The following is a 12,086-nucleotide window of genomic DNA, read 5'->3' as shown; positions in this document are numbered from 1 at the left end:
GCCTCAACTGATGCGGATGTAATACAGGAACTGTTCCGGCGTCTCGTGGCTCAGTTCCAGGGTGTGGCCAAGAAAGGCGCAGAACTTGGGCACATCACGGGTGGTGGCAGGGTCGGTCGCCACCACCCGCAACAGGTCACCCGAGGCAAGCTCACGCACCTTGTTGTGCAGCATCATGATAGGCTCCGGGCAATACAGGCCACTGGTTTCCAGCTCGGCATCGGCCTCGGGCAATGTGATATCGGTCATCGAAGACTCCTGACAATCCTGCCGCCCTGGCTGGCGGCACGTACAAAAAAGGGGAGACAGGCATGATCAAGGTTCTGATCGAACGGCATATCATGCCGGGACTGGAACAGGATTACGAACAGGCCTCGCGTGAAGTCGTACGCGAGGCTACGCATGTCCCGGGCTTCATCTCGGGCGAGAACCTGATGGAAACCGGCCGCGCGGGCCACCGCATCCTGATCACCTCATGGCGCGATGCGCGAGCGTGGCAGGAATGGTCGGTCAGCCCGGCCAGAAATCGCATGATGGCGCGCCTGGCGCCCATGCTATCCCAACCGGAGCGGATAATCCTGCTGGAGCATACCTGAACGCGCCTCTCCGGCGAGCGAAGGCAGCAGGCGCCCCCATCCCCATACAAGAACCCCACGGCCAGTACAGGCCGTGGGGTTCTTGTATGGGGCATGCCGCCCGTGCGTGCTGATCGAGCCTACAGCCAATCAGTGCGTGATACGCACGTGCACAGTAACCTCTTCACGGTCGTGATACAGATGACGACAGCGAATCTCGGCACCGACGTTGGAGCGCTCGAGACTGGCGGCCAGATAGTCGAGGCAGCGAGAGACTTCCTTCCAGCGCTGCTTCATCGGCAGCTTGAGATTGAAGACGGCCTCGTTGCACCAGCGCTTCTTCAGCCAGCGCTCGACCATCTCGGTCACACGAATCGGCTTGTCGACGATATCGCAGACCAGCCAATCCAGACGCAGCGGCGGCTCCCAGGTGAAACCATCTTCCTTGAGATGCTCGACCTGCCCTGTCGCCATCAGGTCCTTGTTCATCGGACCGTTGTCGATCGCGAACACGAACATGCCCTTCTCGACCAGCTGGAAGGTCCAGCCACCCGGGGCGGCACCAAGATCCGCTGCCTGCATGCCAGTGGCGATGCGACGCTCCCACTGATCGCGCGGCACGAATTCGTGCCACGCCTCTTCCAGCTTGAGCGTGGAACGGCTGGGCGCACGACTCGGCGAACGCAGGTGACGAATGCCATTGGCATATTCGCTGCGGTTACCCGGGAAGCTCATGCCCAGCTGGACTTCATCGCCATCCGTCCAGAAGACGTGCAACGCCCGACCACCGGCCTTGCGGCGCAGGGCGCCCCGCTTCTTGAGCGCGGACTCCAGCGGGCGACCGACGGCCTTGCCCAGCCCCGATAGCGCCTTGCCATCATTGGTATCCGGCATCTCGTGGCGGATCTCCTCGAAGCTCCAGCCGGCGTCGACCACCTGCTGCAGAATCGGCGAGACACGATTCTCCCGCGACATGCCGACCAGTGGCTCCAGTGCCACCAGGGTCTGACGAGCGAAGACCAACGCCTGTAGCGGCATGTCACGATGCAGGGCGTTGGCGGGCTCATCACTCGTCACCACATAACGCACGAAGCCACTGTCGCGGGCCGCAATCGGATAACCCGGCGTGCCGATATACGCCGCTTTCTCGCTGACTTCTGCGGCTAGGTCGGCCTCGAAGCCAGGGCGGCAATACAGCAACAGTTCTTGAGGTTGCATCATCATCTCCAATACAGAAGGCTCGGGAGTCTAGCCTCTCGCCTCTGCCTTCTACAAGCGTGCATGTACGTGATGGGGCTGTGACAACGCTCAGGCCGTCATCATGGGCGCGACAGGCACCTCGCGAAGCGCGTACGCCTCTTGCCGTGCGCAATTTTTCTCACCACAAAGAGAACCGCCCCTGCAGCAAGGCTACAGGGGCGGTTCAGTATAAGTGCCTGACGATGACCTACTCTCACATGGAGAAACTCCACACTACCATCGGCGCTAAGCGGTTTCACTTCCGAGTTCGGCATGGGATCGGGTGGTTCACGCTCGCTATGGTCGTCAGGCGAAACGGTGGCATCTTGCGATGCCTGAGTCTCGAGGCTTGTGACCTCGCGACTCGCAATATGAATCATGCTGACCGATATGTCGTCGATCCTGTCGCAATCCCGGCGGTTTGCCTGGGCAAACCCCTTGGGTGTTATATGGTCAAGCCTCACGGGCAATTAGTACTGGTTAGCTCAACACATTGCTGTGCTTCCACACCCAGCCTATCAACCTTGTAGTCTTCAAGGGCCCTTCAGGAGGCGCAAGGCCTCAGGGAAGTCTCATCTTGAAGGGGGCTTCCCGCTTAGATGCCTTCAGCGGTTATCCCGTCCGAACGTAGCTACCGGGCAATGCCATTGGCATGACAACCCGAACACCAGAGGTTCGTCCACTCCGGTCCTCTCGTACTAGGAGCAGCTCTTCTCAAACTTCCGACGCCCACGGCAGATAGGGACCGAACTGTCTCACGACGTTCTAAACCCAGCTCGCGTACCACTTTAAATGGCGAACAGCCATACCCTTGGGACCGACTTCAGCCCCAGGATGTGATGAGCCGACATCGAGGTGCCAAACACCGCCGTCGATGTGAACTCTTGGGCGGTATCAGCCTGTTATCCCCGGAGTACCTTTTATCCGTTGAGCGATGGCCCTTCCATACAGAACCACCGGATCACTAGAACCTACTTTCGTACCTGCTCGACGTGTCTGTCTCGCAGTCAAGCACCCTTATGCTCTTGCACTCAATGCACGATTTCCAACCGTGCTGAGGGTACCTTCGTGCTCCTCCGTTACTCTTTAGGAGGAGACCGCCCCAGTCAAACTACCCACCATACACTGTCCTCGATCCGGATGACGGACCTGAGTTAGAACGCCAATGATGTCAGGCTGGTATTTCAAGGTTGGCTCCACCGCATCTGGCGACGCGGTTTCAAAGCCTCCCAGCTATCCTACACAGACAACATCAGCATCCAGTGTAAAGCTATAGTAAAGGTTCACGGGGTCTTTCCGTCTAGCCGCGGGTACACAGCATCTTCACTGCGATTTCAATTTCACTGAGTCTCGGGTGGAGACAGCGTGGCCATCATTACGCCATTCGTGCAGGTCGGAACTTACCCGACAAGGAATTTCGCTACCTTAGGACCGTTATAGTTACGGCCGCCGTTTACCGGGGCTTCGATCAAGAGCTTCGGACGAATCCTAACCCCATCAATTAACCTTCCGGCACCGGGCAGGCGTCACACCCTATACGTCCGCTTGCGCGTTTGCAGAGTGCTGTGTTTTTAATAAACAGTTGCAGCCACCTGGTATCTTCGACCGGTAGGAGCTTACGGAGCAAGTCCTTCACTCGAACCGGTGCACCTTCTCCCGAAGTTACGGTGCCATTTTGCCTAGTTCCTTCACCCGAGTTCTCTCAAGCGCCTTGGTATTCTCTACCTGACCACCTGTGTCGGTTTGGGGTACGGTCGCATGTGGTCTGAAGCTTAGAGGCTTTTCCTGGAAGCGTGGCATCGATGACTTCCTGACCGTGGTCAGTTCGTCTCGCATCTCGACCTCAGAGGAACCGGATTTGCCTGATTCCTCGGCCTACATGCTTTCACCAGGACAACCAACGCCTGGCTCACCTAGCCTTCTTCGTCCCCCCATCGCAACCACATCCGGTACGGGAATATTAACCCGTTTCCCATCGACTACGCGTTTCCGCCTCGCCTTAGGGGCCGACTCACTCTGCTCCGATTAACGTAGAACAGAAAACCTTGGTCTTCCGGCGGGGGAGTTTTTCACTCCCCTTATCGTTACTCATGTCAGCATTCGCACTCGTGATACCTCCAGCAGACTTCTCAATCCACCTTCATTGGCTTACACGACGCTCCTCTACCGCTCATCCAGAGGATGAACCCGTAGCTTCGGTACCTGATTTAGCCCCGTTATATCTTCCGCGCAGGCCGACTCGACTAGTGAGCTATTACGCTTTCTTTAAAGGATGGCTGCTTCTAAGCCAACCTCCTAGCTGTCTGAGCCTTCCCACATCGTTTCCCACTTAATCAGGATTTTGGGACCTTAGCTGACGGTCTGGGTTGTTTCCCTTTTCACAACGGACGTTAGCACCCGCTGTGTGTCTCCCACGCTGCACTCACTGGTATTCGGAGTTTGCCTCGGGTTGGTAAGTCGGGATGACCCCCTAGCCGAAACAGTGCTCTACCCCCAGCGGTGATACGTGAGGCGCTACCTAAATAGCTTTCGAGGAGAACCAGCTATCTCCGGGCTTGATTAGCCTTTCACTCCGATCCACAGCTCATCCCAGCATTTTTCAACATACTTGGGTTCGGGCCTCCAATTGATGTTACTCAATCTTCACCCTGGCCATGGATAGATCGCCCGGTTTCGGGTCTATACCCTGCGACTGGTCGCCCAGTTAAGACTCGGTTTCCCTACGCCTCCCCTATACGGTTAAGCTCGCCACAGAATATAAGTCGCTGACCCATTATACAAAAGGTACGCGGTCACACCACGAAGGTGCTCCCACTGCTTGTACGCATACGGTTTCAGGATCTATTTCACTCCCCTCGCCGGGGTTCTTTTCGCCTTTCCCTCACGGTACTGGTTCACTATCGGTCAGCCAGGAGTATTTAGCCTTGGAGGATGGTCCCCCCATGTTCAGTCAGGGTTTCTCGTGCCCCGACCTACTCGATTTCACGTGACTCAGACTTCGACTACGGGACTATCACCCTGTATCGTCAAGCTTCCCAGCTTGTTCGCCTGTCAGTTGTCACGCTTAAGGGCTGGTCCCCGTTCGCTCGCCGCTACTTGGGGAATCTCGGTTGATTTCTTTTCCTCCGGGTACTTAGATGTTTCAGTTCCCCGGGTTTGCCTCTATAGGTTATGTATTGGCCTATAGATACTCACCTGATGGTGAGTGGGTTTCCCCATTCGGAAATCGTTGGGTCGCAGGGTATTTGCCACCTCGCCAACGCTTATCGCAGGCTATCACGTCCTTCATCGCCTCTGGCTGCCAAGGCATCCACCGTATGCGCTTAATCGCTTGACCATATAACCCCAAGGGGTCTGTCAAGGATTACGAATCTGTCGGACCTCTCCGACATATCGTTTGATGGAGATGTGCTTGGCGCACATTCCATCGTCAGCATGATTCACATTGTTAAAGAGCGGCTGTTCAGAGAACAGTGAGAAGTCACACAACCTTCACGAGGAAGGCGATATGCTTGTCACTGTGGACTGTGCAGCGCTATCAGGTAGTAGAAGCTAAACCGGACTTTTATGGTGGAGCCAAGCGGGATCGAACCGCTGACCTCCTGCGTGCAAGGCAGGCGCTCTCCCAGCTGAGCTATGGCCCCAAAAGTCGGCAAAACCGTGTCGACAAAAGCACGAAGCTTTTGGTGGGTCTGGGCAGACTTGAACTGCCGACCTCACCCTTATCAGGGGTGCGCTCTAACCAACTGAGCTACAGACCCGACACTACTACTCGATAAACTAACCTGATCAGGTAATTCGTTGTGAGCACTTGCCGCGAGCAGCAGACAGTGTCGATAAGGAGGTGATCCAGCCCCAGGTTCCCCTAGGGCTACCTTGTTACGACTTCACCCCAGTCATGAACCACACCGTGGTGATCGCCCTCCCGAAGGTTAGGCTAACCACTTCTGGTGCAGTCCACTCCCATGGTGTGACGGGCGGTGTGTACAAGGCCCGGGAACGTATTCACCGTGGCATTCTGATCCACGATTACTAGCGATTCCGACTTCATGGAGTCGAGTTGCAGACTCCAATCCGGACTGAGGCAAGCTTTATGGGATTGGCTCCACGTCGCCGTATTGCAACCCTTTGTACTTGCCATTGTAGCACGTGTGTAGCCCTACCCGTAAGGGCCATGATGACTTGACGTCGTCCCCACCTTCCTCCGGTTTGTCACCGGCAGTCTCCTTAGAGTTCCCGACATTACTCGCTGGCAAATAAGGATAGGGGTTGCGCTCGTTACGGGACTTAACCCAACATTTCACAACACGAGCTGACGACAGCCATGCAGCACCTGTCTCAGAGTTCCCGAAGGCACCAATCCATCTCTGGAAAGTCCTCTGGATGTCAAGGGTAGGTAAGGTTCTTCGCGTTGCATCGAATTAAACCACATGCTCCACCGCTTGTGCGGGCCCCCGTCAATTCATTTGAGTTTTAACCTTGCGGCCGTACTCCCCAGGCGGTCAACTTATTGCGTTAGCTGCGCCACTAAGTCCTCAAGGGACCCAACGGCTAGTTGACATCGTTTACGGCGTGGACTACCAGGGTATCTAATCCTGTTTGCTACCCACGCTTTCGCACCTCAGTGTCAGTGTCAGTCCAGAAGGCCGCCTTCGCCACTGGTATTCCTCCCGATCTCTACGCATTTCACCGCTACACCGGGAATTCTACCTTCCTCTCCTGCACTCTAGCCAAGCAGTTCCAGATGCCGTTCCCAGGTTGAGCCCGGGGCTTTCACACCTGGCTGACTTAGCCACCTACGCGCGCTTTACGCCCAGTAATTCCGATTAACGCTTGCACCCTCCGTATTACCGCGGCTGCTGGCACGGAGTTAGCCGGTGCTTCTTCTGCGAGTGATGTCTTTCCTCGGAAGTATTAATCCCGAGGCGTTCTTCCTCGCTGAAAGTGCTTTACAACCCGAAGGCCTTCTTCACACACGCGGCATGGCTGGATCAGGCTTTCGCCCATTGTCCAATATTCCCCACTGCTGCCTCCCGTAGGAGTCTGGGCCGTGTCTCAGTCCCAGTGTGGCTGATCATCCTCTCAGACCAGCTACGGATCGTCGCCTTGGTGAGCCGTTACCTCACCAACAAGCTAATCCGACATGGGCTCATCCGATAGCGCAAGGTCCGAAGATCCCCTGCTTTCTCCCGTAGGACGTATGCGGTATTAGCCTGAGTTTCCCCAGGTTGTCCCCCACTATCGGGCAGATTCCCATGCATTACTCACCCGTCCGCCGCTCGACGCCTTCTAGCAAGCTAGAATCGTTTCCGCTCGACTTGCATGTGTTAAGCCTGCCGCCAGCGTTCAATCTGAGCCATGATCAAACTCTTCAGTTGAAAGCTTGATAGTCTGTTAAGCAGACCAAACTTGGTTCAGAGTCAAACTTCTCGTGAGAGGCTTGCTCCGATATTTGGTGACCTTGTCACCACTCATCGGCAAGCGCTCACACGAATTACCTGATCAAATTTTTAAAGAGCGTCGCTGTGAAGCGAGGAGGCATATTCTACCCGGAACGCTTGGTAAGTCAAGCACTTGATGATGAGTCAATCGACTGCCTCTAAGCATCATCAAGCGGTGAGGAGCATTGCTCGATCACCTGTCCCACAAGGAGTGCGGCGTATTCTAGCCAATCGCCCGGGATTGTCAATCGATGATTTCGAAGCGGACTTCAAAAACATCAAGCAAAACAATCACCTGCAAACCTCTTTCACCGCTGGCAACGCCATGCGTCCCCGGCAGCGGATGCGTACTTTACGCAGGAATCGGTTTGATGGCAAGAGCTTTGACGCAGAAAATAGCCGCTCGCCTGATCGATACTCAGACCGCCCTGCCATCCGCAGGCCGTGATACTGGGCGCGCCTGCCAGCCACCACGCGAATGGGACTGTGTCTCAAGCGCCGCTTCCAGGCGTGCCTCCGGCAGCTGCATGACGCGGGCCAGCAGTGTCAGCAGGGCCACCTCCTCATCGGCCAGTGTCTGGTCGGCATGCACCACCTGGGCAAGCGCCGTGAACCAGCGCTGCTTGTCCATCGGGCGCAGGTGAGCCAGCTGCGTGAGATGACGGCAGCGCAGCGCAGGATTATCCCCATCCGGCTGCGACTGCGGATACGCAAGCGCCAGACCAAGTTCCGCACTGGCGTCCAGGAAGATGCCCTCGCGCAGCGCTTCATCGTCGATGAGTCCGACCATCAGCATGAGCCAGTGCTGACAGGCCGGCTGACATTGCTGCAAGGCCAGCGAGTCACTCTTGCGATCGATTCGCGGGTCCAGTGACTCCAACAACAACTGCCACAGACACCAGATGAACATGTCCTGCGGAGGTGTCTGCGCCTTGAGCATGCGATGAGCGCGCTCATCCGCTTCCCGCCAGCGCGGTATCAGCCGGTTGAGCAAGGGGATCCACTCGACTCGCGGCAAGGACTCGAGCTTGCGCCGCGCCTCGCGCACGCGCTTGCCATCCAGCCAGTCATGCTGACGCTCAAGCTCGGTGAGCCAGACCCCACGCCGGGTGAGCTCCGAGGGCGCGATCATCGCCACCACCAGCTGCGGGCAGAGAAAGCGTGACAGCGTCAGGTTCTCGAGTTCACCCCGGGAACGCGACAGCTCGCCCAGGACAGCCGCGCCGGCGATACCCGCCATGCCCCCGCCAAGCACTTCTGCCCCGATGGGCCCCTGCTGCTCGAAGGTATGCACCGGTTGCTGACGCGCGCTCAGATATTGCCTGTCCCAACGGGGTTCCAGGCGCTTGATGCGTTCATCCAGCGGCGGATGCGAGTCGAACCAGCCCGTCAGCCATGGCGGGCGCGCTTCGACGAAGAAGAGATGGTTGTAGGTCATTGCGCGCGGATGCTGGATGCGCCCCTGCCAGCCCATGCCACCGATACGCTTGAGGGCCGAGGCGATGCCATCCGGGAAGCGCGTCAGACGCACCGCACTGGCATCGGCGAGATATTCGCGTGAGCGCGCTACCCCGCGTTGCAGCAGCCTGCCGCCCAGCCCGCCGAGACTGCCGAGCAACCACAGCGCCACACCGACCAGCATCAGCTGTGGCATGCCGCCTTTCCTGTCGGAGCCGGAGGAACGCGCCCTGCCCAACACGAAGCCGATGCGCCCCGTCCCCATCAGGAAGCGTCCCGCCTCGGAGAGAAACACCAGGCCATGGACCGCACTCGCCAGACGCAGGTTGAGGCGAATATCGCCATTGGCGATATGGGCGAACTCGTGAGCGACCACGCCCTGCAGCTCATTGCGATCCAGCTGCTCCAACGCCCCGCGACTCAGCGCGATCACCGCATCATGTGGCCGATAGCCCGCCGCGAAGGCATTGATCATCGCCTCATGCGGAAGCAGGAACAGCTGCGGCGTGGGCAGATTGGCGGCGATCGCCATCTCTTCCACCACATTCAGTGCCCGCCGCTCGCTCGAGTCCTGCGTCTCGACATCCACCAGCTTGCCACCCAGGCGTGCGGCCACGACCGCGCCGCCCTGCTGCAGACGCCGCAGCTCACGCGCTGCGACCAGTGCATTGCACAGGAAGATGATGCTCGCCACTGGCCAGACATATTCAAACGTCGTGGTGGCCGGGCGCCCCAGGAAACTGCTGATCGCGACATGCACCACGGCGCCGGCGGCAAGAGACACCACCAGCGACATGACCGTGAAGGCCATCAGCAATAGCCGTGTACGACGCCGCGCACTGTCCTGCTCATGATAGAAATTCATTCGCGCTCGCCATCTACCCAGTCACGGATCACAGCGCAAGACCGCTGCGAGAGAAGCATCAGCCGGTCGACTCACGAGAAACTGACATCCGGCGCCTGGCGGATCTTCACGCTGTCATCGAAGGCCAGCAGACCTGCATCACTGCGATGACCGAAGGTCGGCGCGAACATCACCTGCGGGAAGCTCTGGCGATAGACGTTGTAGTCGGTGACGGCATCGTTGTAGGCCTGACGCGCGAAGGCGACGCGGTTCTCGGTGGCAGTCAGCTCTTCCATCAGGTCGCTCATGGTCTGGTCCGCCTTGAGCTCCGGATAGGCCTCGACCACCACATCCAGCTTGCCCAGACTCGCTGCCAGCCCCTGCTCGGCACCGGCCAGGCTGGCCAGCTTGTCCATGCTGCCGGGATGCGCCGCTGCGGCATTCAAGGCAACCATCGCCTTGTTGCGGGCATTGATCACTTCTTCCAGGGTGCCACGCTCATGACTCAGATAGCCCTTGGCCGTCTCGACCAGATTGGGAATCAGGTCGTAGCGCCGCTTGAGCTGCACCTCTATCTGCGCGAAGGCATTCTCGAAGCGCGCCTTGAGGCTGACCAGCTTGTTGTAGATCGAGATCACGTAGATGACGATCAGCGCGATGGCGCCCAGCAGCAGAAATGTTTTCATGATGAGTCCCTTGTGATGAAGCCTTTGCCATGATGCCTTTGCCATGAAGGCTCGGCAGGCGTTGCCCCACTCTCCAGCGAGTCTTTACAAGCGCCCCTGCCGGGCTTCCTGTGCAATCCGCTTCCAGTTTACCCATACCGGATGACGGCACCAGACAATTGGATGACTGATTGCCAACGGGGCATCATGCGGCCGGCAACCTCACGGCACCCAATGCGCCATGAACTCGTGCACCGGCAGTGCTTCGAGTCGCTCGCGATCGCCCAGCAACGCCATCAAGGTGTCGCAACGCGAAGGCGGGAAGCAGGTGGCCAGATTGGCCCGGCACTTGTCCTCGAGCGGGACGAGCGACTCTTCACGCCGCCGGCGATGTCCCAGCGGGTATTCCACCGTCACCTGTTCAGTGGCACTGCCATCGTGGAAAACCACCCGCAGGGCATTGGCGATCGAGCGCTTGTCGGCTTCCAGATACTCGCGGGTGAAGCGCGCCTCTTCCTTGACGACCATCCTGTCACGCAGCCGGTCGATCTCCGGGTGAGCGGCATGGAAGCCATCTTCATAGTGGTCCGCGTTCAACTCGCCGAAGATCAGCGGCACCGCGACCATGTATTGCAGGCAGTGATCGCGGTCCGCCGGATTGGCGAGCGCACCCTGCTTGGAGATGATGCGGATCGCCGATTCGTGGGTGGTGATCTCGATGCGCTCGATCTCCTCGAGCCGGTCGCGAACCTCGGGATGGAGCCAGATAGCCGCCTCGGCGGCGGTCTGGGCATGGAATTCGGCCGGGAAGGAGACCTTGAAGAGCACGTTCTCCATCACATAGCTACCCAGAGGGCGCGCCAGCGTCAGGTGCCGTTCGTTTTCAGGCTTGAGGGCGAGATCGCTGTTGCCGTGACTGAAGGAAACATCATTGAAGCCCCACTGCGGCGCACTGAGAGCGCCGGGGATGCCCATCTCGCCACGCAGGGCGATATCCGCCAGCCGCACGCCGCGTGAGGTGGCGTCCCCCGCCGCCCAGCTCTTGCGCGAGCCGGCATTGGGCGCATGACGATAGGTACGCAGACTCTGGCCATCGACGAACGCGTGCGACAGCGCTGACAGCAACTGCTCGCGATTCGCCCCCATCAAGCGCGCCGTCACGGCAGTGGTCGCCACCTTGACCAGCATGACATGGTCGAGCCCGACGCGATTGAAGCTGTTGTCCAGCGCCAGCACACCCTGGATCTCGTGGGCCATCACCATGCTCTCCAACACATCACGCATCACCAGAGGCGGCTTGCCCTGCGCGACACGCTGGCGCGAGAGGTGATCCGCCACCGCCAGAATGCCGCCGAGATTGTCCGAGGGATGCCCCCACTCCGCCGCCAGCCAGGTATCGTTGTAATCCAGCCAGCGGATGGTGCAGCCGATATCCCACGCCGCCTTGACGGGATCGAGACTGAAGGCGGTGCCAGGCACCCGCGCACCATGCGGCACCACGGTCTCGGCCACCAGCGGCCCGAGATGCTTGGTGCATTCCGGGAAGCGCAGCGCCAGGATGCCGCAGCCGAGGGTATCCATCAGACACAGCCGAGCGGTGTCCATCGCCTCCGCCGTGGGACCTGAGCGCTCGTGCTTGCCAGCCCGGACATCCGCATCCGAATCCGCGATAAGGGGATCGTCGCAATACCCCAGCACATAGTCGGCAATCTGCTGCAGCTCCGAGTCATAGTCCGGGCGCTGATTGGCGCTGGCCTGGTTGGTACTGGCCTGGCTGGTACTGGCCTGACTTGTACTGGCTTGAGTGGCGCTGAGACGGCTTTCGCCTTTCTGATCAGAGGATGGCGTGCTCATACATGACCTC

6 protein-coding genes, 2 tRNA genes and 3 rRNA genes are annotated in these 12,086 nt (G+C 58.8%); 1 reads left to right on the top strand and 10 read right to left on the bottom strand.

Annotated elements, in window-relative coordinates; genetic code table 11:
- Positions 1-3: 3 nt before the first annotated feature.
- Complete coding sequence (tusA, locus tag AC5WNI_RS03020) at positions 4-249, bottom strand: sulfurtransferase TusA (protein WP_054555155.1); 246 nt, start codon at positions 247-249, stop codon at positions 4-6.
- Positions 250-311: 62 nt separating this feature from the next.
- Between tusA and AC5WNI_RS03015 the strand changes: the two genes are divergently transcribed.
- Entirely contained in the window at positions 312-596 is a 285-nt protein-coding gene (locus AC5WNI_RS03015; RefSeq protein WP_175090611.1) for an antibiotic biosynthesis monooxygenase family protein, read from the top strand.
- Positions 597-725: 129 nt separating this feature from the next.
- Here the strand turns inward: AC5WNI_RS03015 and rlmM are convergent, their stop codons facing one another.
- The 9 genes from rlmM to AC5WNI_RS02970 form a co-directional block, all read right to left on the bottom strand.
- Positions 726-1,799 carry a 23S rRNA (cytidine(2498)-2'-O)-methyltransferase RlmM gene (gene rlmM / locus AC5WNI_RS03010; RefSeq protein ID WP_175090612.1) on the bottom strand — a complete coding sequence of 358 codons (1,074 nt, stop codon included), beginning with the start codon at positions 1,797-1,799 and terminating at the stop codon, positions 726-728.
- Between the two features lie 210 nt (positions 1,800-2,009).
- Positions 2,010-2,125: ribosomal RNA gene (rrf, locus tag AC5WNI_RS03005) — 5S ribosomal RNA — on the bottom strand.
- Between the two features lie 138 nt (positions 2,126-2,263).
- Positions 2,264-5,151 (bottom strand): 23S ribosomal RNA (locus tag AC5WNI_RS03000).
- Positions 5,152-5,382: 231 nt separating this feature from the next.
- A tRNA-Ala gene (locus AC5WNI_RS02995) sits at positions 5,383-5,458 on the bottom strand.
- Positions 5,459-5,498: 40 nt separating this feature from the next.
- Positions 5,499-5,575: transfer RNA gene (locus tag AC5WNI_RS02990), tRNA-Ile, on the bottom strand.
- A 76-nt stretch (positions 5,576-5,651) separates the two neighbouring features.
- A 16S ribosomal RNA gene (locus AC5WNI_RS02985) occupies positions 5,652-7,192 on the bottom strand.
- Together the 16S, 23S and 5S rRNA genes with 2 tRNA genes alongside form the textbook arrangement of a ribosomal RNA operon.
- A gap of 481 nt (positions 7,193-7,673) precedes the next feature.
- The gene (locus AC5WNI_RS02980) at positions 7,674-9,578 is read right to left on the bottom strand and encodes a M48 family metallopeptidase (RefSeq protein ID WP_487886293.1); all 1,905 of its coding nucleotides are present in this window, start codon (positions 9,576-9,578) and stop codon (positions 7,674-7,676) included.
- Between the two features lie 71 nt (positions 9,579-9,649).
- Complete coding sequence (locus tag AC5WNI_RS02975; RefSeq protein ID WP_487886294.1) at positions 9,650-10,243, bottom strand: LemA family protein; 594 nt, start codon at positions 10,241-10,243, stop codon at positions 9,650-9,652.
- 201 nt (positions 10,244-10,444) lie between these two features.
- Positions 10,445-12,076: a bifunctional 2-methylcitrate dehydratase/aconitate hydratase gene (locus AC5WNI_RS02970; protein ID WP_487886295.1), complete on the bottom strand. Its 1,632-nt coding sequence runs from the start codon at positions 12,074-12,076 to the stop codon at positions 10,445-10,447.
- Between the last annotated feature and the right edge of the window lie 10 nt (positions 12,077-12,086).

Source organism: Cobetia sp. PDI-12MA (assembly GCF_059507695.1).
The sequence above is the reverse complement of the archived record's forward strand: the minus strand, read 5'-3'. Positions and strand labels throughout refer to the sequence as shown.